Consider the following 21,614-nt stretch of genomic DNA (forward strand, 5'->3'; position numbering starts at 1 on the left):
CCGGAAGGAGCACCTTTCAGGTGTCCCACCCTACCGTGTTCTTCTACCCCCGCCCGCGTGTGGACGTCGCTGAGGTCCCGGCGGCCTCGCATGCGGGCGCGGTGCTGCTGACCGACACGATCCACGCCACCGGCCTCGCCTCTTCGCTGCGTGAAGCGTTGGGTTCATGGACGAAACCGCTGGCCGAGCATCACGCCTCCAAGGTCCTGCTGGACCTCGCGATGACTCTCGCGGTGGGCGGGGAGGTCGCCCGTGACACCGACCTGCTGCGGTGCGAGCCGGGCCTGTTCGGTGACGTCGCCTCGGCCCCAACGATCTCCCGCACGCTCACCACCCTCGCTGAGGACGCGCCCGCCGTGATGACCGCGATCGCCAGGGCTCGCAGGACCGCGCGCGAGCAGGCCTGGGCCCTGGCCGGCGAGCATTCCCCGGCCGAGGGGACGAGCGCGAAGACCCCGCTGGTCATCGACCTCGACGCCACCCTGATCAACGTCCACAGTGAGAAGGAGCAAGCCGCCCCGACGTTCAAACGCGGCTTCGGCTACCACCCTCTGTACGCGTTCCTGGACCACGGCAGCGAAGGAACCGGGGAACCGCTCGCGATCCACCTTCGCCCCGGCAACGCGGGCTCGAACACCGCCAGCGATCACATCGCCGTCACCCGTCTGGCCCTTGCGCAGCTCCCACCGGCCCTGCTGGGCCGGGGCGGGCGGGGATCGAAAAAGGTCCTGATTCGCACCGACGGGGCCGGCGGCCCCAAGGACTTCGCGGGCTGGCTGGAGCGGCAGCGTCTGGCCTACTCAGTCGGGTTCACCCTCCCCGCGAACACTCCTGACCTGTTGGAACGTATTGATGAGGCGAAGGCGTGGACTCCTGCCTACGACACCGACACCGAAGGGATCCGCGATGGGGCATGGGTCGCGGAACTGACCGGACTACTGGACCTGCCCGGGTGGCCCCCGGAATGCGGGTAACCGTAAGGAAGGAACGCCCCCACCCCGGAGTGCAGCTACGGATCACCGATCACAAAGGGATGCGGATCACTGCGTTCGCGACCAACGCCCCACGCGGCCAGCTTCCAGTGCTGGAGCTGCGTCACCGCCGCCGCGCGCGCTGCGAGGACCGGATCCGCAACGCCAAGGACATGGGCCTGATGAAGTTCCCGCTGCAGGGATTCGCGCAGAACCAGGTCTGGTGCCAGATCGTCCAGCTCGCCGGCGTCATCGTCGCCTGGATGCAGGCCATCGCGCTGGCCGGCCATGATGCACGTCGCTGGGAGCCCAAACGGTTTCGCGCACGGTTGTTCGAGATCCCCGCGACCATCGTGCGCCGCTGTCGGCACAAGATCCTGCATTCGAGGCTCATCGCATTTGAGGGTGTAGCAAGGGTCTGAAGCCGCCTGATTCGAGGAGGCTGCGGGCGATGTAGTTGGTGAGGTTGCGGAAGCCGAGGGCGGAGCCGCGCAGGTGTTCGAGCCGGCCGTTGATCGCCTCCGTCGGACCGTTGCTGGTGCCCAGTCGCTCGAAGAACGCCAGCACGTCGGCGGCGCGTTTGGTCAGTGTCCGGCCGAGCTTGCCCAGTTCCTCGAGGGTGTCGGGGACCTTCTTGCTCAGCGCCGCGATCACCTTCTCCATCTTGGCCTTAGCCTTTGCGCGGTCGAATTCTCGATACGCGGCGACCATGGCCTGGTAGATCTCCCAGGCCGCTTCGACCGCGGCGTGCTTCTCGTGGGCGAAGAGGACGCTGAGGTGTTCTTCTTGGCGGTCGGTCAGCAGGCTCATCCCGGTGTGGAGGGTGCGGCGCAGTTGCGTCCGGCAGAGTGGTGTACGAATCCCGCAGCACGTTGGGGCGTGTCAACTTGTCTGTGTAAGCGGGGTGGTCACAGGTAGGGGTTGATCCGGTCGGGGTAGGCCGCGGCGAGCTGGGCGAGGGCCTGCTTCCAGTTCGTGACGGCCTGACCTTCGACGAGCCGGCCCTGGGCTTTGCGCTGGCCGGCGGGTTTGCCCCGGTCCCGAGCGCGTTCGGCGGCGCGTTTGTCTTCGATGTTGCAGATCGCCAGCCAGAGCAGCTTCACCGCCGCCTCGGTCGAGGGGAAGTGGCCGCGGTTCTTGGTCACCTTCCGTAGCTGGAAGTTCAGCGACTCGATGCTGTTGGTCGTGTAGATGACCTTGCGGAGCATGGGTGGGAACTGCAGGAACGGGATGAACCGCTCCCAGGAGTTCGCCCAGGTCGCGGCTGCAGACGGGTACTTCGTGCCGAGCTCGGAGGCCTCGAACTCGGCCAGCGCCTTCCTCGCGGTCTCTTCGTTGGGGGCGGTGTAGATCGGCTTCAGCGCGGCGGCGACCTTCTTGCGGTCCTGGTAGGCCACGAACCGCATCGCGGCCCGGATCAGGTGAACCACGCAGGTCTGGACCATCGAGTCCGGCCACGTCGCCTCGACCGCCTCCGGCAGGCCCTTGAGCCCGTCGCAGCACACGATCAGCACGTCCTGCACGCCCCGGTTGGCGAGATCGGCGCAGACGTGGGCCCAGAACGCCGAGCCCTCGGTGTCCTGGACCCAGATCCCCAGCACGTGCTTGATGCCCTCGAGGTCCACGCCGACGGCGATGTAGGCGGCACGGTTGAGGACCTGGCTGTTCTCTCGGATCTTGATCCGGATTGCGTCGAGATAGATCACCGGATAGAACTCCTCCAGCGGCCGCGACTGCCACGCCAGGACCTCTTCGCTCACGGCGTCGGTGATGTTGGAGATCGTCTCGTGCGACAGGTCCGTGCCGATCGTGGAGGCCAGGTGGTGCTGGATGTCCCGGATCGTCATTCCGCCGGCATAGAGGCTGATGATCATGTCATCCAGGCCCCCGAGGCGCCGCTGGCCCTTGGGCACCAGGCGCGGGGTGAACGACCCGCCCCGGTCTCGCGGGACGTCCAGCTCGATCGGCCCGACCTCGGACTCCACGGTCTTCGGGGTGGTCCCGTTGCGGGAGTTGGCGTGCTTCAGCGCCTCGCTCGAGCCCTTCTCGTAGCCCAGATGGCTGGTCAGCTCGGCCTGCAGGCCCCGCTCGAGCGCGGCCTTGACCAGCGCGGGCACGAACCCGCCGTCACCGGTGAGCTCGACGCCGCCCGCGTCGATCTGCGCGAACAGGGCATCAAGCTGCCCTGAGGCTTTCAGCTGCTCGACCAGGTCCTGGCCCGAGGGCTCGCCTGGGTTCTTCTCGTCGATCATGGTCATGATTCTTACCGTTCCTCTCGGTACGGCTTACACAGACCATCTGACACGCCCGCACGTTGACTCCGGTTGGCGTGTCGACCGCGAAGTAGAAGCGGTCACCGCGGGAGGCTTTCGAGGAAACTCTCACATCCCACTCGAAAGGGACACCCGCGATGACCGCTCCCCACGATATCGACCCCCAGGCGTTTCTGTCCGATCTGCTCACCCAGGCCTCGCCGGACTTGATGCGTCAGATGCTCACCACCTTCATCAATGCCCTGCTGTCGGCCGAGGCTGACAGCGTGTGCGGCGCCGCCTACGGCGCCCGCTCGGATGAGCGCACCAACCGGCGTAACGGCTACCGGCACCGGGACCTGGACACCCGCGCCGGCACCATCGACGTCGCGATCCCGAAACTGCGCGAAGGCACCTACTTTCCCGACTGGCTCCTGGAGCGGCGCCGCCGCGCCGAGGCAGCGCTGACCACGGTGGTCGCCACCTGCTACCTGCTCGGCGTCTCCACCCGCCGGATGGACAAACTGGTGCAGACTCTCGGCATCACGGGCCTGTCGAAATCGCAGGTCTCAGAGATGAGTAAAGACCTGGATGCGCAGGTCGAAGCGTTCCGCACCCGGCCGCTCGATGCTGGGCCGTATCGGTTTGTCGCCGCCGACGCGCTCGTGCTCAAAGTGCGTGAACACGGCCGGGTCGTCAAGGTCGCCGCCATGGTCGCCACCGGCATCAACAACGACGGCTACCGCGAGATCCTCGGCCTGCAACTGGGCACCGCGGAGACCAGGGAGGGGTGGCTCGGGTTCTTCCGTGATCTGGCTGCCCGCGGCCTGTCGGGGGTGGAGCTGATCACCTCCGATGCCCATGCCGGGCTGGTCGAAGCGGCCGGGGCGGTGTTCGGGACGGCGCAGTGGCAGCGCTGCCGCACCCACTATGCGGCCAACCTGATGGCGGTGTGCCCGAAGTCGCAGTGGCCCGCGGTGAAAGCGCTGCTGCACAGCGTCTACACCCAGCCCGACGTCGAGGCGGTGATCGCCCAGTACGAGCACATGATCGACAGCCTGGCCACCCATCTGCCGGCCGCTGCCGAGCACCTCGAGGGCGCCCGCGATGAGGTGCTCACGTTCACGAAGTTCCCGAAGGAGGTGTGGAAGAAGATCTGGTCGAACAACCCGAACGAACGGCTCAACAAGGAGATCCGGAGACGCACCGACGTCGTCGGCATCTTCCCCAGCCGAGTCGAGGTGATTAGACTCCTCGGCGCGGTGCTGGCCGAGCAGCACGACGAATGGACCGAATCACGGCGCTACATGAGCCTGGAATTGCTGACCGCGACCGACACGATGCTCGCCGAAGCAGCCGCGAAAGCCGCGGCTGAACAAGCCGCCCTACAGGTCAGCGACACCATGACCGACGACCCCGGCCACGCGGCACTCGCCGCCTGACAACCCACCCGACCACGAGGAACCCGACAAAGCCTCGATACACCACTCAAAAGGACTTGACCATGGCTATGCCCGAGACCGACCTGCTGCGCATCGGCCGCTGGTGCCGTGAACGCGTGCCCGAGCACCTGTGGGATCAGGTGAGAGTAGAAGCCGAGATCGCCGACCGGCACGTCACGATCATCGAGACGCGGCCGCCGTGGGACGGGCAGGGCGACTGGACGCGGTTCCCGGTCGCGCGCCTGCGATACACCGTCAAGACCGGCCAGTGGAGCATCTACTGGCGTGACCGGCACATGAAGTTCCACGAGTACACGAAGAGGCGCCCGACGAAGAACGTCCAGAGTCTGCTTGACTACATCGGCAGCCACCAGGATCCGATCTTCTGGGGCTGAGAGCTCCCACGGCCGTGTCGGTACTCACCGCTACGGTCGGGAGTATGAGCGAAGAGCAATGGGATGAAGCGGCCTTCCGCGCATCGATCCCGGCCGCGCGCGAGAAGGTTGAGTTTGCCGCAAGGTTCTGCGAGATCGGCCCCTCACAGCCCCGCTGGGATAGTCACCGTCCCGTCGTCGAGTTGATCTTCTATCTCTGCAAGCTCGACTACGACATCAAGGTGCTCCTGCTGCCTTCCTGACCGATTGAAGCGCCCTGGGTTTGTTGGAGACTCCTGACCTTGGAAACGAGGATGGAGTTATGCCGAAAGAGCAGACAGCGGGGAAGCCGACGACGCGTCGGTATTCGCCGGAGGAGAAGGCCGCGGCGGTCCGGATGGTGAGGACGCTGCGTGCCGAGCTGGGGACCGAGCATGGGACCGTCAATCGGGTCGCGACGCAGCTCGGGTACGGGGTCGAGTCCGTGCGGATGTGGGTCAAGCAAGCCGACATCGACGACGGCGTCACCTCTGGCGTGAGCAGCGCTGAGGCGCAGCGGGTGCGTGAACTGGAGCAGGAGGTCCGGGAGTTGCGGCGGGCCAACGAGGTCCTCAAGCGTGCTGCGTCTTTCTTCGGGGCGGAGCTCGACCGCCACTACCGGAAGTAGTCGCGTTCATCGACGCGAACAAGGATGACCTGGTCGACGGTCGCCGGCTCGGAGTCGAGCTCATCTGCAGGCTGCTGCAGGTGGCTCCGAGCAGCTACTACGCCGCCAAGACCCGCGCCCCCTCGGCTCGCTCGGTTGTCAAGGGCCATTGAGTTCTGCCCATAGGCGGCCAGTGTTTCTTCCCGCTGGTGGCCATCAGAACTGCCCACTGGTGGCCAGCTGGTTTGCCCGTTTGGGTGGTGGTGCTGGCCACCGTGATGGGATCAGTTCAGTGGCATGACTCCCTTCCCGGCCATTGCCTGGGTCATCCGTACGGAGTCTCCGGTGGTCTGGCACACGTGGGCGTGGTGCAGGAGCCGGTCCACGGTGGCGGTGGCCAGGGTCTTGGGCATCAGCTCGTCGAAGCCGGCCGGGTGCAGGTTCGAGCTGATCGCTACGGAGCGTTTCTCGTAGGCGGCGTCCACGATGCGGTAGAGGCCCTCGGCGGCATCGTCGGCGACCGGCAGCAGGCCGATGTCGTCGATGACGATCAGGTCGGCGCGCAGGATTCGGGCGACGGCTTTGGTGATGGTGTCATCGGGCCGGTGGGCCCGGATCATCGCCCCGAGGTCCTCCAGGGTGAACCAGGCCACCCGCTTGCCCTCCTCCACGGCCTGCTGGCCCAGGGCCTCGAGGAAGAAGGTCTTGCCGGTGCCGGAGGGCCCGCAGACCACGAGGTTCTCTCTGCGCGAGAGCCATTCCAGGGTGCGCAGGGACTGCTGGGTCGGGGCCGGGATCGAGGAGGCGCCCGGATCCCAGGTCGTGAAGGAGTTGAGTCCCGGATAGTGGTGTAACCCTCCCCGGTGGCCACGACCATCTTCGAGACGGACGCGGTCACCGTGGGAGCCTTCGAGCGAACCTTCCACAGCACTCTCGAAAGGACATCACCACGATGACCGCTCCACACATTGTCGACCCTGAACGCCTGCTGCGCGAAGCTCTCGGGGAGGCCTCCCCAGACCTGCTGCGCCACCTGCTGCAGACCGTGATCAACGCACTGCTCTCCGCCGACGCTGACGCGGTCTGCGGGGCCGAGTACGGCAAGCCCTCCGAACACCGGACAGCGCAGCGCAACGGCTACCGCCACCGACCCCTGGACACCCGCGCCGGCACGATCGATGTGGCCATCCCCAAACTCCGGGCCGGCACGTACTTCCCCGAATGGCTGCTCGAGCGCCGCAAACGGGCCGAGTCCGCACTGATCACCGTGGTCGCGGACTGCTACCTGGCCGGGGTCTCGACCCGGCGCATGGACAAGCTCGTACGGCAGCTGGGCATCGACTCGCTCTCGAAGTCCCAGGTCAGCCGGATGGCACAGGAGTTGGACGAGCACATCGAGGCTTTCCGTCACCGGCCGCTGGGCGAGGCCGGCCCGTTCGTGTTCCTCGCCGCCGACGCCCTGACCATGAAGGTGCGTGAGGGCGGGCGTGTGGTCAACGCGGTGGCCATGGTCGCCACCGGGGTCAACGCGGACGGGCGCCGCGAGGTCCTCGGGCTGAGGGTGGCCACCACGGAGTCCGGGGCGGGGTGGAACGAGTTCTTCGCGGACCTGGTGGCCCGGGGGCTGGCCGGGGTGGCACTGGTGACCTCGGACTCCCATCGCGGCCTCGTGGAAGCCGTGGCGGCGAACCTGCCCGGGGCCGTGTGGCAACGCTGCCGCACCCATTACGCGGCGAATCTGATGGCCGTGACCCCGAAGAGCATGTGGCCGGCGGTGAAGGCCATGCTGCACAGCGTGTACGACCAGCCCGACGGGCCGGCCGTGCAGGCCCAGTTCGAGCGCCTGTTGGACTACGTGCAGGACAGGTTGCCCGCGGTGGCTGGGCACCTCGATGCAGCACGAGAGGACATCCTCGCGTTCACCTCGTTCCCGAGGGACGTGTGGTCCCAGATCTGGTCGAACAACCCTGCCGAGCGGCTGAACCGGGAGATCCGGCGCCGCACGGACTCGGTGGGGATCTTCCCGAACCGGGATGCCGTGGTGCGTCTGGTCGGGGCTGTGTTGGCCGAGCAGACCGATGAGTGGGCCGAAGGCCGCCGGTATCTCGGCCTGGAACTGCTCGCCCGGTGCCGTGAGCCCCTGACCACGGAGCAAGAGACCGTGATGAGCACGGAGGTGATGCCGACCCTGCAGACCTGACAGGTACAAGCCCCCTACAACCTCGAAGACGGCTACACCACTTCCAGGGACTTGACCCGTGAAGGTCTTGCCGGTGGGGAACCCGGCGGCCTTGCGCCGGGCGGCGAGCATGGATCGGGCCCGACCGGTGGTCTCCTCGACCAGCAGGGCCTTAAGGACCTCGGCCGGCTCCCAGCGTTGGGCCCGGGCGGTGGCCAGTACCTCGGCGGCGATACCGCGGGCGTGGGGCATCTTCAGCTGCCGCAACAGCGCCTCCAAATCGGCCGGCAGCGCCGGTGCGGCGGTGTTCGGGGTGTGGATGCTCACCGGGCTGCCCCCTCGGTGTTGGAGGTACCGAGGCCGGCCCAGCCGGCGGTGCCCTGGGTCAGGGACCGTTCCTCGGTGGCGGTGTGCATCCCGGTGCGGTGGCCGGCGGCGGTGAGCAGGGAGGCCAGGTCGCCGTGGGCGAAGCGCTGGTGCACCGCGGCCACCCCGAGGGCGCGGTCGACCTGGTCGGTGCCGGCGAGCTTGGCCAGGGTGACGGCCTCGGCCATCTTCTGACCGATCCGGCTGGTGCCGGCCGCGGCGGCCTCCACCAGCCAGGTCCTCGCTCCGGCCCCGATGGCCAGGAACTCGGCCTCCGCCGCCGAACGGGGCACCGGGGTGTAGTCCCCGGGCACCTTGTCCGTCTCGTGGCCGGGGAAGTGCGCGTCGTCGATGGCCGGGGACCCGGGCCGGGCCACCCGGTGCCGGGCGACCTCCACCGGCCCCTGCGCACCGGCGTGCATGATCACCACCATCGAGTCCGGTCCGGTGCCGTGATGGCGCACGAACACCTCGGCCCCGAGCAGGTGCGCGGGCACCGAGTACTGGGCGTTTTCGAAGGAGACCATCGGCGTGTTCTCCGGCACCTTCCGTCCCACCCCGTAGGCCACGGTGTGCGCCGTGGCGGGGATCCGATGCAACGCGCTGGTCTCCTCGGCGAGCATGTGGTCCGGGCGGCGCCGGGTCACCCGGTGCTCCCGGGAGTTCACCATGGCCATGAACCCCGCGCAGGCGGCCTCGAGCTCAGCGAACGAGGCGTACTGGTCCCGCAGGTTGGTGTCCTTCGGGACCAGGTCGGCCTTGGCCAGCTTCACCGCGTTCTCCACCCCGCCCTTGGCGGCCGGATCCGCTGGCTGGCAGGTCAGCACCTCCACGCCGTAATGCCGAGCGAACGCCACGGTGGCCTGGTTACGCACCGGCACCCCGGCCACATGAGAGACCGTCACTGTCTTCTCGTTATCCGTCAGCACATAGGTCGGCGCGCCCCCGATCAGCCGGAAGCACCGGTCCAGGGCGGCGAACACACTCGGAGCCGTCCTATCACGCAGGGCGATGACGATCCGGTAGCGGGACCAGGCCAGCCAGGCCACGAACAGCACCGTCTTGGCCCCGTCGATCGCCGGCCCATCGCCGAAGTCGTACTGCAGCCATGCGCCCGGCTCGGTGATCCAGGGCCGGTGCACCCGGCGCTTCCCGGCCCGCCAGGCGGCCTTCACCTCGGCCACCGCCCGCCGGGTGGAGCGCTCAGAGCCGGTGTAGCCCATTGCGGTGAGCTTGGCGTGCACGACATCGGCGCGGATCCTGCCCGTGGAGGCCTCGACCCATTCCTCGATCTTGGGCAGCCAGACATCGGTGACCTTCGGGCGGCTGGCTCCGGATCCAGGGGTCTGGCCGGCGTCGCGGGCCCGCACCAGCCGGGCCACGGTGTGATGGGAGCAACCGGCCAGCTCGGCGGCGCCCCGCAATGACTTGGTCAGGTCATAGGCACTGAGTATTTTCATGGTTTCTGCGGCATCCTTCATTCAGGGCCTCTTCCTCGCTGGATTCGATTCGACACCGATATCCAACCCGGGGAGGAGGCCCCCGCCGGCTCACGACGCGGCGGGCAACGAGCAACGCGGGCAAACCAGATGGCCAGCACCGGGCAGTTCCCGTGGCCATCACTGGGCAGTCCTCATGGCCGTCAGCGGGTCATTCCCTGGCCACCTATGGGCAGCTTTTCATGGCCGCTTACACTCGGTGCGGGACGAGGAGCTGATCCCGCAGCTGGTCGAGCTCTGGGAGACGAACTACCGCGTCTACGGGGTCAGAAAGCTCTGGAAGACCGCGCGTCGCGCCGGGATCGACATCGGCCGAGATCAGACGGGCCGGCTCATGCGCGCCGCAGGGATTAAGGGCGCGACCAGGTCGAAGCGGGTGAAGACGACCCGGCCAGATCCGACCGCGGCGCGGCACCCGGACCTCGTGAAGCGGGAGTTCACCGCGCCTGCCCCGAACCGGCTCTGGGTCACCGACCTGGCGTTCGTGACGACGTGGGCCGGCGTCGCGTACGTCTGCTTCATCGTCGACGCGTTCTCCCGGATGATCGTCGGGTGGCGGTGCGCGTCACACATGCGCACCGAGATGGTCCTCGACGCGATCGAGATGGCCCGCTGGTCCCGCGGCGCTCGCCATGAGGACCTGCGCTGTCACAGCGACGCGGGGTCTCAATTCACCTCCATTCGCTACGGCGAACGCCTCGCCGAGATCGGAGCGACACCGTCGATCGGGACCGTCGGGGACAGCTACGACAACGCCCTGGCCGAGACCGTGAACGGCTATTACAAGGCCGAGCTCGTCCGCGGACCCGCACGGCCAGGTCCCTGGCGGACGGTCGAGGACCTCGAGCTCGCGACCCTCGGGTGGGTGTCCTGGCACAACACGCAACGCCTCCACGGCTACCTCGGCGACGTCCCACCCGCCGAGTTCGAGGACACGTTCTATGCTGTCGAGGCCGGCCGCGAACAGTTGTCGGAATCAAATAGCGCGAGTCTCCATCAGACCCAGGGGGCTTCAGGGCCAACGCTCTGGTCACCGACGAGATCGATTTTGGATCGAGCCGCTCGGCCACTGAGGAAGTTCTGAATTCCCGGGGATATAAGTCGAGCCGAACGCCGAACCGTAGGGTCTGTCTCGATCAGTTTGTGCTAAGGAATATGTCAGGCACGGAAAGAGGCCCAGGCGCTCCCCTCGAGGGAGTACCTGGGCCTCATTCCATTTTCCCTCGTCAGATGCGGACTCTGACCCGTGGGAACGTGGTCGGGCTAGCGGGATTTGAACCCACGACCTCTTGACCCCCAGTCAAGCGCGCTACCAAGCTGCGCCATAGCCCGTGGCGAATCGCGGTCATCCGCGCTTCGGCACCCGACGAGCATACCCCACCCGCACCGCCGGACGCGAATCGGGAGCGGGCCCGCCGGGTCGTCGTGGTCAGGGACAAACGGCATGACGCTCCCGGAACGTGAACAAGGGGCCCACGTCCTCTTCACAGACGTGAACCCCTCATCCCTTGACCGAGGGCCACCCGACCGAGAGTCCCCCAGCGACCGCGGCCCCGGCGTACCGGTGGGCCTGGCGGTCTGCACGAACCCTCTCATGACTGAGGGTGCAGTCGTGCACGTGAGAAGCGTAACACGCCGAGCCGCTCCGATCCGCCGTTCCGGGCGCGTCGCAGGGGCGTGTCGGGGGCCGCACGGAGCCCCGTCGCAGGATCAGTACGTGAAGGTCCGGTCTCCCACGCGGAATTCGACGTCCTCCAGGTCCGGGATGGCGTCGCGCGCCCGGTCCGCCGCCTCCCGCATCGTGTCCTCGAGAACCTGGGGATCGGCCTCGAGCAGGGACTGGCCGTACTCGATGACCACCTTCCCGTCCTCCCGAAGGGCCTCGACGTCGACGATGTCCGAACCGGAGGGCAGGGATCGCGTCAGGTCCTCGACGACCTCGGCGGCGCGCTGGTCCGCCTCCTCGAGGGCGTCCTCGGCCTCCTGGCGCAGCTGCCCCAGGTCCACGCGGTCCGACGCGTCCGCCTCCAGCTCGCTGATCCGGTCCTCGGCCTGGGCGAGCCGGTCCTCCGCGCTCTGCAGCGCGGCCCGGGTCTCGCCGTCGTCGACCGCGCAGCCGGATGCGGCCAGCGCGAGCGCGGCCAGGGTGGCCAAGGACAGGGCGGCGGGGCGACGTCGGATCAGGCTCATGCCCTCAGGCTACGGGGCGAAGGTGGACGAACGGTGGGAGCCGGCCGGGACGACGACGTCCCCCGGCACGGCAGGCCGAGGGACGTCGTCGGGGCAGAGCCGGATCAGCGGCGGCGACCGCGCTTCTCGCGCACGCGCATCCCGATCTCGAGGGGCGTGCCCTCGAACCCGAACGTCTCGCGCAGGCGGCGCACGATGAACCGGCGGTAGCCGGGGTCCAGGAACCCGGTGGTGAACAGCACGAACTTGGGCGGCCGGCTCGAGACCTGGGTCGCGAACAGGATGCGGGGCTGCTTGCCGCCGCGCAGCGGGTGCGGGTGGGCCGCCACGAGCTCGCCGAGGAACGCGTTGAGCTTGCCCGTGGGGATGCGGGTGTCCCACGAGTCCAGGGCGAGGTCCAGCGCGGGGACGAGACGGTCCTTGTGCCAGCCGGTCTTCGCGGAGATGTTCACGCGCGGCGCCCAGGCGACGTGCGCCAGGTCCCGCTCGATCTCCTTGGCCAGCTGGAGCCGGCGGTCTTCACCCACCTGGTCCCACTTGTTGAACGCGATCACGAGCGCACGCCCGGAGTCCAGCACCATCTGGAGGATGCGCACGTCCTGCTCCGAGATCACCTGCGGCGCCTCGAGCAGCACCACGGCCACCTCGGCGCGGTCCAGGGCGGAGGCCGTGCGCAGCGACGCGTAGTAGTCGGCGCCGTGGGCCATGTGCTGCCGTCGACGGATGCCGGCGGTGTCCACGAAGCGCCACAGCCGTCCGCCGAGCTCCACGAGCTCGTCCACGGGGTCGCGCGTGGTGCCGGCCAGGTCGTCCACCACCACGCGGTCCGAGCCGGCCAGCTTGTTCAGCAGCGAGGACTTGCCCACGTTCGGCCGGCCCACGAGGGCGATCCGGCGCGGGCCGCCGCGCGGCACGAGACCGCCGTGGGCGGACTCCTCCGGCAGCGCCTCGAGGGCGGCGTCCAACAGGTCCGCGACGCCGCGGCCGTGCACCGCGGACACCGGGTACGGGTAGCCGAAGCCGAGCGACCACAGGGTGGCGGCGTCGGCCTCCTGGACCATGTCGTCCACCTTGTTGGCGGCCACGATCACCGGGCGGTCCTTGCGGCGCAGCATCGAGACCACGGCCTCGTCCGTGGCCGTCATGCCGACGGTGGCGTCCACCACGAACACGACGGCGTCCGCCACGTCCACGGCCAGCTCGGCCTGTTCGGCCACGCGGCGGTGGATGCCCTTGGCGTCGTGCTCCCAGCCGCCGGTGTCCACCACGGTGAACTCGCGGCCGTTCCACTCGGCGTCGTAGGAGACGCGGTCGCGCGTCACGCCGGGCACGTCCTCCACGACGGCCTCGCGGCGGCCGATGATGCGGTTGACGAGCGTGGACTTGCCGACGTTCGGCCGGCCCACGATGGCCAGCACGGGCGGCACGGGCGCGTCGACGTCCTCGTCGGGCCCGAGCTGCCACGCGTCGAGGAGGGCGGCGTCGTCCTCCTCGAGCTCGTAGTCGGCCAGGCCGGCGCGCAACGATGCGGCACGCGCCTCGGCCTCCTCCTCGGTCATGGCGGCGAGCCGCTCGGCCACCTGATCGTCGCCGGCGGGGACGAACTCGTCCTCACCGGAGCGGTGCTGGGGGTTCTCGGTCATCGTCGGCCTCCCTTCACGGCCGGGATGCCGGCCTGGTCCTCGACGGCGGCCAGGACGGCCGCCACGGTCTGCTCGAAGTCGAGCTCGGTGGAGTCCACGAGCGCCACCCCGTCGGCGGGGCGGTCGAACGTGGACACGGTGGCGTCGCGGGCGTCGCGCCCGGCCACCTGACGGTGCAGCGTGCCGGCGTCGACGCCGGTCTCCCCCGCCGCGGCCAGCTGGCCCGAGCGGCGGGCGGTGCGCACGGCCTCGGACGCCGTGAGCAGCACGCGCGCGTGGGCGTCCGGGGCCACCACCGTGGTGATGTCGCGGCCCTCGGCGACCATCCGGCCCGCGGCGGCGATCGCCGCCCGCTGGCGACGGTGCAGCTCCTCGCGCACCGGGATCACCACGGCGACGGTGGAGACCGTGTCCGTGACCTCGGGGCCGCGGATCGCCTCGGTGACGTCCGTGCCGCCGACCCGCACGGCCTCGACGTCCGGGTCGGTGGACTGGTCCAGGTCCATGGCGACGGCGGCCGCCGCCACGGCCTCCGCATCGGCCAGGTCGACGCCCTCGTTCAGGCAGTGCCACGCCACGGCGCGGTACATGGCGCCGGTGTCCAGGTACGCGGCGCCGAGACGCCGGGCCACGGCCTTGGACACGGACGACTTGCCCGAGCCCGAGGGGCCGTCCACCGCCACCACGAGCGGCGCGGGTGCGACGTCGTCGCGGGTGTGCTCGGTCATCTCAGACCACCTTCCATCCGGCGGCGGTCAGCGCCGCCACGAGTTCGTCCCTGCGGCCGGGCAGCACGGAGATCTCCACCATGCCGACCCGGTGGCCCGAGGCGTGCTCGAGCCGCAGGTCCTCCACGTTCACGTCCGTGCGGCCGACCTCGTCGAGGAGGGCCGCGATCTGCCCGGGGGCGTCGTCCACGATCACCGTGACCACCGCGAACGCCTGCGGCGGCGCCCCGTGCTTGCCGGGCACCCGTGCCCGACCGGCGTTGCCCTCGGCGATCAGCTGCGCCATGTCCAGCCGCGCCCCGGGGGCGGAGGGGTCCTCCAGGGTGCGGATCAGCCGGTCCAGGTCCGCCCGCAGCCCGTGCAGCGCCGGCACGATCCGCCCGGCGTTGCCGGAGAGGATCTGCACCCACAGCTGCGGGTCCGACGCTGCGATCCGGGTGGTGTCCCGCAGCCCGTTGCCGGCCAGGGCGAGCGCCTGGTCCGGGGTGTCCTGCAGGCGGGAGGCCACGAGCGAGGCGGCGATCTGCGGCAGGTGCGAGATCAGCGCGACCGATTCGTCGTGGGCGCGGGCCGCCATCCGGTACGGGGTGGCCTGCAGCGTCCGCGCGAGCGCCCGACCGGCCGCGAGGGCGCCCGGGTGCGTCGTGTCCGTCGGGCACAGCACCCACGGCGCCTGCGTGAACAGGGTGCCGCGGGCCGCCACGGGACCGGACCGCTCGGAGCCGGCCATCGGGTGCGTCCCGAGGTACCGGTCGGCGTCCTGCGGGGCCAGGCGGCCGTCGTCGACGGCAGCGCGCACGCCCGCGGCGACCGCCTCCTTCACCGAGGCGATGTCCACCACCACGGCCGCGGGCCAGCGGCGCAGCGAGTCGACCACGACGTCGGCGGTCACGTCCGGCGGCGCGGCCACGACGACGAGTCCCGGGGCGACGTCGAGGTCGTCGCCCTCGGCGTCCAGGCGGGCGGGGCGTCCGGCGCGGATGTCCGCGGCCACGGCCAGGGCGGCGGGCGAGGGGTCGTGCAGGCGCACGTCCACACCGGCCGCGCTCAGCCCGATGCCGATCGAGGCGCCCAGCAGACCGGTCCCCCGGACGAGCACGGGCTGCGGGATCCCGGCCGGGCCGTCACCGAGCTTGGCGGCGGACTCGGCGGGCGCGCTCACAGGCCGACCAGGGCCTTGAGGTGGCCCAGCTCCTGCGCGTTGAGTGCGCGGACGGTGCCCTGCTTCTGGTCGCCCAGCAGGATGGGGCCCACCTTGACGCGGACGAGCCGCTCGACCGGGTGGCCGATCTCCTGGAACATGCGACGCACGATGCGGTTCTTGCCCGAGTGCAGCACGACCTCGACGAGCACGTGGCCCGGCGTCGAGTCGACGAGCTTGAACGAGTCGACCTGCGCCACGCCGTCCTCCAGTTCCACGCCCTCGCGCAGCCGGTTCGAGACGCCCTTGGCCAGCGGGCCGCGGGTCTGCACCACGTAGGTCTTGGGGACCTCGTAGCTGGGGTGGGTGAGGCGGTTGGCCAGCTCGCCGTCGTTGGTGAGGATGAGCAGGCCCTCGGTCTCGTTGTCCAGACGGCCCACGTGGAACAGGTGCTCCTGCCCGGGCTTGAGGTAGGTGGCGATCGAGGGCCGGCCCTCCGGGTCCACCATCGTGGAGATCACGCCGCGGGGCTTGTTGAAGACGAAGTACTGCTTGGTCACGTCCGTCTGCACGGAGATGCCGTCCACCCGGATCACGGCCGTGGCCGGGTCCACGCGCACGCCGGGCTCGGTGACGACGACGCCGTCCACCTCCACGCGGCCCTCGGCGATGAGGTCCTCGCTCACGCGCCGGGACGCCACACCCGCCGCGGCCAGCACCTTCTGCAGGCGCTCGCCCGACTCGTCGTGGATGCGGTCGAGGTGGGCGGCCTTGGCCCGGGCGGCGCCGGCGCCGCGGCCGCGGCGACCGCGGGTGCGCGGCACGGCGTCCTCGTCGAAGGGGGCCTCCTCACGGGGGGCGGCGGCGCCGCGGCGGGCACCGATCTGTCGCTGGAAGTCGCGCTCCTGGAACGGGCCGCCCCGTCGACCGACGGCGGGGGTGCGTCCGGAGCCTCGCGGCTTGCGGGAGTTCATGGGGAGGGCGTCCTTTCGGGTGCGCGTCAACGGCGCCGGTCGGGCCGGCGGCGGACGGGTCAGGGGGTGAGGGACGGTCCGGAGACGGACACGCCCGGCTTCATTCTCGCAGATCGGCGGCGTCGCGTCTCCCGGCCACCGCTCCCCCGGCCGCGAGCGCGGAGAAAACCGGCCCGGTCCCGCGACGGGACCGGGCCGGCGTCGTCGGCGCTCAGCGGACGGTCACGGCGCGCCGCCGCGGCTGATCAGCTCACGGGCGAGCTGCCGGTAGGCCTTGGCGCCGTCGTGGTTCTCGGCGAACAGGGTGATGGGCGTGGCCGCCACCGTGGCGTCGGCGAACTTGATGGAGCGCTTGATGACGGTCTCGAACACGCGGTCTCCGAAGCCGGCCACCAGCGAGCCCACGACCTCCTTGGAGTGCAGGGTCCGCTGGTCGAACATGGTGGCCAGCACGCCGTCGATCTCCAGGTCCGGGTTGAGCCGGTCCTGCACCTTCTCGATCGTCTCGACGAGCAGGGCGACCGCGCGCAGCGCGAAGAACTCGGCGGTCAGCGGGATGATCACGCCGTGCGAGGCGGTCAGCGCGTTGACGGTCAGCAGGCCCAGCGAGGGCTGGCAGTCGATGAGGACCACGTCGTAGTCGTCGCGGACCTGGCGCAGCGCGCGCTCGAGGACCTGCTCGCGGGCCACCTCGTTGACGAGCTGCACCTCGGCCGCGGACAGGTCGATGTTGGCCGGCAGCAGGTCCATGTTCTCGAAGTCCGTGGACAGGATCGCGTCCTTCGCGGTCACCGACCGCTCCATGAGCACGTTGTACACCGTGGTGTCGAGCTCGTGCGGGTTCGCACCCAGGCCGGCCGAGAGGGCGCCCTGCGGGTCGAAGTCCACCATGAGCACCCTGCGGCCATAGCCCGCGAGCGCGGCGCCCAGGTTGATGGTGGAGGTCGTCTTCCCGACGCCGCCCTTCTGGTTCACCATCGAGATGATCCGCGCCGGGCCGTGCGAGGTCAGGGGCGCGGGCTCGGGGAAGTCGTGCTTGGGCCGGCCGGTGGGCCCGAGCACGGGCTCGCCGTGGATGGTCATCACGGGGATCGGTTCTCTCGAGGTCACGGCGGCGCCGGCTCCTTCCACGGTGGTCTGCACGCCCGGCCGCGGGCCGCGGCGCGCCGCGGCCGCCGTCGTCGGCGTGTCCGGATCTTCCCCCACCCTAGTGCCTGGCGTTCCCGGGACGACGGCGGCGCCGGGGACGGGCCGGTGTCCAGGCTCGTCCCCGGCGTCGCCGGTGGTCGACGGTGCGGCGTGCCGCGCGGGCCCGCCGCCTCCGTCAGCGGGCGGGGTTCCGGTCGCCGTCGGCGGCCATGGCGAAGTTCAGGCTGGAGTCGGGGTGACCCTCGTAGGCCTGCTCGGCGATCGTCGGGGACTGCTGCGGGTCGTGCGCGGCGCCGTCGTGGCCGGCCACGGTCGCCTCGTCGAACTGCAGCTCGCCGCTGAGGACGCGCCGGGCACGCTCGCCGTCGAGCTCGCCCACCCAGCGGCCGACGAGGAGCGTGGCCACGGCGTTGCCGGTGAAGTTGGTCAGGGCGCGGGCCTCGGACATGAACTTGTCGATGCCCACGATCACGCCCATGCCGCCGAGCAGCTCGGGTCGGTGCGCCTGCAGGCCGGCGGCGAGCGTGGCCATGCCCGCGCCGGTGACGCCGGCCGCGCCCTTCGAGGCGATGATCATGAAGACCAGCAGGCCGATCTGCTCGCCGAGGTTCATCTCCGCGCCCATCGCGTTGGAGACGAAGAGCGCGGCCATGGTCAGGTAGATGGCGGTGCCGTCCAGGTTGAAGGAGTAGCCGGTGGGCACGGTCACGCCCACGACGGACTTGTCCACGCCGGCGTGCTCCATCTTGGCGATCAGGCGGGGCAGGGCGGTCTCGGAGGAGCTGGTGGCGAAGATGAGCAGGTACTCCCGGCCCAGGTACTTCATGAGGGACAGGATGCTCAGGCCGGTCACGACCTTCAGGACGGTGCCGAGCACCACCACGATGAAGGCGATGCAGGTCAGGTAGAAGGCGCCCATGAGCAGCGCCATGGCGCCGATCGCGGACCAGCCCGTGGAGCCGACGACGGCGGCGATCGCACCGAAGGCGCCGATCGGGGCGACCCACATCACCATCATGAGGATGCGGAACACGACGCCCTGGATCAGCGTGAGACCACGCAGCAGCGGGGCGTCGGCCGGGCCCATCTGCTGCAGGGCGAAGCCCACGAGCAGGGCGATGAACAGGGTGGGCAGCATCGGCAGGGAGCCGGGGATGATGTCCAGCAGGAACTGGACGGTGCCGTCCGCCGCGGCCGTGGGCTTGTTCGGGTCGTAGGGCGTCAGCTTGAGGCCCTCGCCGGGGTGGATGAGGTTGCCGACGACGAGGCCGACGGCCAGCGCGAACGTGGACATCGCCATGAAGTAGACCAGGGCGATGCCGCCCACGCGGCCGACGGTCGCGGCCTTGGCGATCGAGCCGACGCCGAGGACGATCGTGCAGAAGATGACCGGGCCGATCATCATCTTGATGAGGGAGACGAAGCCGTCGCCCAGCGGCTTGAGGGACTTGCCGAACTCGGGGAAGAGCAGGCCGACGGCGGCGCCCAGCACCACCGAGGCGATCACGGCGATGTACAGCCAGTGGGTGCGGTCCTTCTTCGTCGCCGGGGCCGGCGGGGCCGAGGTCTCGGCCGGTGGGGTGTGCGCCATCGGGCGTTCCGTTCTGTGCGGTGGTGGGGCGCCGCCGAGCGGTCCGCAACGGCGCGGGAGGGATGTGACCACTCTCGCGGCCCCGGGTGGTGTCGGTCACGATTGCGGTCATAGTGGTCACGGCGGCCGACGGACTGCAGGATCGTGGGGGTGGACCGGCGCGTCGCCGGCCCGAGGGAGGAGAGGCATGCGCCACCCGTGGTCGATCGCCCGGCGGATCGCCGTGGTCCACGTGGCGCTCGTGGCGGCCATCGCCCTGTTCAGCGTGTGGAGCGCCTACCTCCAGGCCCGCGAGGTGGCCCAGCGCGTCGAGGAGCGCCACGTCCAGGGCGTCACCACCCTCGTGGCGCGCGACCCCGCGCTCGTCTCGGCCCTGCGGGCCGGCGACGCCCCCGCCTTGCAGGCCGGGATCGACGGCTGGATCGCCGAGGCACAGGTCTCGTGGCTGACCGTGATGGACCCGGACGGGATGCGGTTGGCGAGCTGGCGCCCCGAGCAGGTCGGTGTCCGCTACCCGAGGCCGGTGGACGCCGTCGTGGCCGGGGACACCGTCGTGGAGCTCTCGAGCACCGGTGCCGCGGGCCGGTCGGTGCGTGCGCTCGCGCCGGTCGTGGACCCGGAGGACGGCACCGTCCTGGGCGTGGTCACGATGGGCGTGCAGATCTCCGACGTCACCATCATGGCCCAGGCCCAGATCCCCGGCATCCTGCTGGGCTCGGCCGCCGTGGCCGCCGTCGGCCTGCTCGTCGCCTGGCTCGTGGGCCGGTATCTGAACCGGGTGACGCTCGGACGCGGCCCCGAGCAGATCGCCGAGCAGTTCCTGCTGGCGGAGACGGCCATGGACTCGCTCGAGGCCGGCGTCGTGGTCCTCGCCCCGGACGGGCGGGTCCGCCTGCACAACGACGCCGCCGCGCGCCTGCTCGGCTGGGAGGGCGCGGGCGAGCCTCGCCGTCGGCGGGCGGGTCCTCGTGGTGCAGCAGCGTGTCGTGCGGGCGCCCGGCCGTTCCGACCCCGGCGGGTCGGTCCCGCCGACGGCCCTCGCCGCGGCCGCCCGCGAGGGCGTGACCACCGCCCCGGCGGGATCGCGCGTGCTCGTCCTGCACGACCGCACCGACCTGCAGCGGCTCGGCGACGAGCTCACCGTGGCGCATACCCTGACCACGGCGCTGCGCGCGCAGACGCACGAGCACGCCAACCAGCTGCACACCGCCCTCGCCCTCGTGGAGTCGGGCCGGCTGGAGGCGGCCCGGGCCGTGCTGTCCCGCCGCGCCGCGGACGAGGAGGCCTCCGACGACGTCCTCGCCGCCCTGCTCGACGCGAAGGCCGCCCAGGCGCGTGAGCGGGGGGTGGCGCTGACCTGGTCCGCCGAGCTGACCGCGCCCGCCCCGCTGCGCCCGCTCGACCTGCTGACCGTGCTGGGCAACCTGGTGGACAACGACCTCGACGCGGCCGCCGCACCGGACCTGTCCGCGGTAGACCGGTGGGTCGACGTCGAGGTGGTCTCGGACGCCACGGGCCTGGTGGTGCAGGTGGCCGACGGCGGCCCCGGACCCTCCGACGCGGACCGCCGCCGGCTCTTCGACCGGGGCTGGTCGACGAAGCCCGTCGGCGCCGCCGGACGCGGCATGGGGCTGTGGCTGACGCGGCGGATCGCGGAGGAGGCCGGCGGGGTCGTGGACGTCGCGACCGACTCCGGCACCGTGTTCACCGTCGAGGTGCCCCGCGAGCCCACACCCCAGGAGGAGACATGACCGCCCGCCCGTACCGGGTGCTCGTCGTCGAGGACGAGCAGCTGACGGCCGAGACCTACGTGGCGCACCTGGACCGGCTGCCGGGCTTCGAGGTGGCCGCGGTGGCCGGTTCCCTGCTGGCCGCGCGGCAGGTCGCCGCGGCGGGCCTGCACGCCAACGGGCGCTTCCCGTTCGACGTCGTCCTGCTGGACATGAACCTGCCCGACGGGCACGGCCTGGACTTCCTGCGCCAACTGCGCGCGGCCGGCTTCCACGGCGGGGTGCTGGCGCTCACCGCGGCCACCGACCTGCCGGTGGTGCGCCGCGCCGTCGCGTACGGGGTGACGCAGTACCTCGTGAAGCCGTTCGGCTTCGACGAGTTCGCGGATCGGCTGGGCGGGTTCCGCGCCGCCTCGGCGATGCTGGCCGGCGACGGCGCCCTCGACGGCCAGGAGCAGGTGGACGCCGTCTTCCGCGTCTCCCGCGAGCGGCGCGCCGAGGCCCTGCCCAAGGGGCTGACCGAGAGCACCCTGCGCGAGGTGGTGGAGCTGCTGGGGGCGGACCCGGAGACCGCCCTGAGCGCGGCCGAGGTGGGCGAGCGCCTGGGCATCTCCCGCGTGACGGCCCGGCGCTACCTCGAGCACCTCGAGCGGATCCGCCGGGTGCGGCGCTCGGCCCGGCACGGCGGCCGTGGCCGGCCCGAGCAGGAGTACCGCTGGGCCGGCCGCACGTGAGCGGC

17 protein-coding genes, 1 tRNA gene, 4 pseudogenes and 1 other annotated feature are annotated in these 21,614 nt (G+C 70.6%); of the genes and pseudogenes, 10 read left to right on the forward strand and 12 right to left on the reverse strand.

Features of this window, described 5'->3' with window-relative positions:
* Positions 1 to 20: 20 nt before the first annotated feature.
* Positions 21 to 1,393, forward strand: a pseudogene (locus tag B1A86_RS06935) (IS1380 family transposase).
* On the opposite strand, the pseudogene B1A86_RS06940 reads toward B1A86_RS06935, so the two are convergent.
* Both B1A86_RS06940 and B1A86_RS06945 read right to left on the reverse strand, forming a co-directional pair.
* A pseudogene (locus tag B1A86_RS06940) lies at positions 1,362 to 1,802 on the reverse strand (transposase); the annotation flags it as partial. The pseudogenes B1A86_RS06935 and B1A86_RS06940 sit on opposite strands and share 32 nt — an antisense overlap.
* Positions 1,803 to 1,879: 77 nt before the next feature.
* Positions 1,880 to 3,223: an IS256-like element ISMlu11 family transposase gene (locus B1A86_RS06945; protein WP_044658726.1), complete on the reverse strand. Its 1,344-nt coding sequence runs from the start codon at positions 3,221 to 3,223 to the stop codon at positions 1,880 to 1,882.
* 158 nt (positions 3,224 to 3,381) lie between these two features.
* Here B1A86_RS06945 and B1A86_RS06950 point away from each other — a divergent pair, with 158 nt between their 5' ends.
* The 4 genes and pseudogenes from B1A86_RS06950 to B1A86_RS06965 all read left to right on the forward strand — a co-directional run.
* Entirely contained in the window at positions 3,382 to 4,665 is a 1,284-nt protein-coding gene (locus B1A86_RS06950) for an IS256 family transposase (protein ID WP_078025327.1), read from the forward strand.
* A 62-nt stretch (positions 4,666 to 4,727) separates the two neighbouring features.
* Positions 4,728 to 5,060: a DUF3024 domain-containing protein gene (locus B1A86_RS06955; protein ID WP_036315702.1), complete on the forward strand. Its 333-nt coding sequence runs from the start codon at positions 4,728 to 4,730 to the stop codon at positions 5,058 to 5,060.
* A gap of 44 nt (positions 5,061 to 5,104) precedes the next feature.
* The gene (locus tag B1A86_RS06960; RefSeq protein ID WP_010078466.1) at positions 5,105 to 5,302 is read left to right on the forward strand and encodes a hypothetical protein; all 198 of its coding nucleotides are present in this window, start codon (positions 5,105 to 5,107) and stop codon (positions 5,300 to 5,302) included.
* Positions 5,303 to 5,361: 59 nt separating this feature from the next.
* Positions 5,362 to 5,843, forward strand: a pseudogene (locus B1A86_RS06965) (transposase); the annotation flags it as partial.
* Positions 5,661 to 5,795 (forward strand) — a sequence feature (AL1L pseudoknot). It overlaps the preceding pseudogene by 135 nt.
* 126 nt (positions 5,844 to 5,969) lie before the next feature.
* Here the strand turns inward: B1A86_RS06965 and B1A86_RS06970 are convergent.
* Complete coding sequence (locus B1A86_RS06970) at positions 5,970 to 6,611, reverse strand: ATP-binding protein (RefSeq protein WP_305847232.1); 642 nt, start codon at positions 6,609 to 6,611, stop codon at positions 5,970 to 5,972.
* Between the two features lie 26 nt (positions 6,612 to 6,637).
* Between B1A86_RS06970 and B1A86_RS06975 the strand changes: the two genes are divergently transcribed.
* Positions 6,638 to 7,885 carry an IS256 family transposase gene (locus tag B1A86_RS06975; RefSeq protein WP_145930907.1) on the forward strand — a complete coding sequence of 416 codons (1,248 nt, stop codon included), beginning with the start codon at positions 6,638 to 6,640 and terminating at the stop codon, positions 7,883 to 7,885.
* A 302-nt stretch (positions 7,886 to 8,187) separates the two neighbouring features.
* Here the strand turns inward: B1A86_RS06975 and B1A86_RS06985 are convergent, their stop codons facing one another.
* Positions 8,188 to 9,711, reverse strand: a complete 1,524-nt coding sequence (locus tag B1A86_RS06985; RefSeq protein ID WP_031943827.1) for an IS21-like element ISMlu14 family transposase — start codon at positions 9,709 to 9,711, stop codon at positions 8,188 to 8,190.
* Positions 9,712 to 9,925: 214 nt separating this feature from the next.
* Between B1A86_RS06985 and B1A86_RS06990 the strand changes: the two are divergent.
* Positions 9,926 to 10,678: pseudogene (locus B1A86_RS06990) on the forward strand (IS3 family transposase); the annotation flags it as partial.
* A gap of 306 nt (positions 10,679 to 10,984) precedes the next feature.
* Here the strand turns inward: B1A86_RS06990 and B1A86_RS06995 are convergent.
* The 8 genes from B1A86_RS06995 to B1A86_RS07030 all read right to left on the reverse strand — a co-directional run bounded on the left by B1A86_RS06995 (position 10,985) and on the right by B1A86_RS07030 (position 19,145).
* A tRNA-Pro gene (locus B1A86_RS06995) sits at positions 10,985 to 11,061 on the reverse strand.
* A 378-nt stretch (positions 11,062 to 11,439) separates the two neighbouring features.
* Positions 11,440 to 11,919, reverse strand: coding sequence for a hypothetical protein (locus B1A86_RS07000; protein WP_041102680.1), 480 nt, complete (start codon positions 11,917 to 11,919; stop codon positions 11,440 to 11,442).
* Between the two features lie 104 nt (positions 11,920 to 12,023).
* Entirely contained in the window at positions 12,024 to 13,562 is a 1,539-nt protein-coding gene (der, locus tag B1A86_RS07005) for a ribosome biogenesis GTPase Der (RefSeq protein ID WP_041102681.1), read from the reverse strand.
* Positions 13,559 to 14,290, reverse strand: a complete 732-nt coding sequence (gene cmk / locus B1A86_RS07010) for a (d)CMP kinase (RefSeq protein WP_041102682.1) — start codon at positions 14,288 to 14,290, stop codon at positions 13,559 to 13,561. The genes der and cmk overlap by 4 nt, the downstream gene beginning before the upstream one ends.
* A 1-nt stretch (position 14,291) precedes the next feature.
* Complete coding sequence (locus tag B1A86_RS07015; RefSeq protein ID WP_020628100.1) at positions 14,292 to 15,452, reverse strand: prephenate dehydrogenase; 1,161 nt, start codon at positions 15,450 to 15,452, stop codon at positions 14,292 to 14,294.
* The gene (locus B1A86_RS07020; RefSeq protein WP_036315713.1) at positions 15,449 to 16,405 is read right to left on the reverse strand and encodes a pseudouridine synthase; all 957 of its coding nucleotides are present in this window, start codon (positions 16,403 to 16,405) and stop codon (positions 15,449 to 15,451) included. The genes B1A86_RS07015 and B1A86_RS07020 overlap by 4 nt, the downstream gene beginning before the upstream one ends.
* Positions 16,406 to 16,627: 222 nt before the next feature.
* A complete protein-coding gene (locus B1A86_RS07025) occupies positions 16,628 to 17,488 on the reverse strand; it encodes a ParA family protein (protein WP_050773867.1) in 861 nt (286 codons plus the stop codon).
* 241 nt (positions 17,489 to 17,729) lie between these two features.
* Positions 17,730 to 19,145 (reverse strand): cation:dicarboxylate symporter family transporter, encoded by a 1,416-nt coding sequence (locus tag B1A86_RS07030; RefSeq protein WP_020628103.1) that lies wholly within the window; start codon positions 19,143 to 19,145, stop codon positions 17,730 to 17,732.
* Between the two features lie 187 nt (positions 19,146 to 19,332).
* On the opposite strand from B1A86_RS07030, the gene B1A86_RS07035 reads away from it, so the two are divergent.
* The 3 genes from B1A86_RS07035 to B1A86_RS07040 are packed head-to-tail and all read left to right on the forward strand — an operon-like array spanning position 19,333 to position 21,609.
* Positions 19,333 to 20,484 (forward strand): cache domain-containing protein, encoded by a 1,152-nt coding sequence (locus B1A86_RS07035; RefSeq protein WP_241252081.1) that lies wholly within the window; start codon positions 19,333 to 19,335, stop codon positions 20,482 to 20,484.
* Positions 20,399 to 20,896, forward strand: a complete 498-nt coding sequence (locus tag B1A86_RS11735) for a sensor histidine kinase (RefSeq protein ID WP_246836811.1) — start codon at positions 20,399 to 20,401, stop codon at positions 20,894 to 20,896. The genes B1A86_RS07035 and B1A86_RS11735 overlap by 86 nt, the downstream gene beginning before the upstream one ends.
* Complete coding sequence (locus B1A86_RS07040; protein WP_078025596.1) at positions 20,893 to 21,609, forward strand: response regulator; 717 nt, start codon at positions 20,893 to 20,895, stop codon at positions 21,607 to 21,609. Before B1A86_RS11735 ends, B1A86_RS07040 begins: the two co-directional genes overlap by 4 nt.
* The last annotated feature ends 5 nt before the right edge of the window (positions 21,610 to 21,614 follow it).

The sequence above is a fragment of the Micrococcus sp. KBS0714 genome (assembly GCF_002008305.4).
In the GTDB taxonomy this organism is placed as follows: Bacteria; Actinomycetota; Actinomycetes; order Actinomycetales; family Micrococcaceae; genus Micrococcus; species Micrococcus luteus.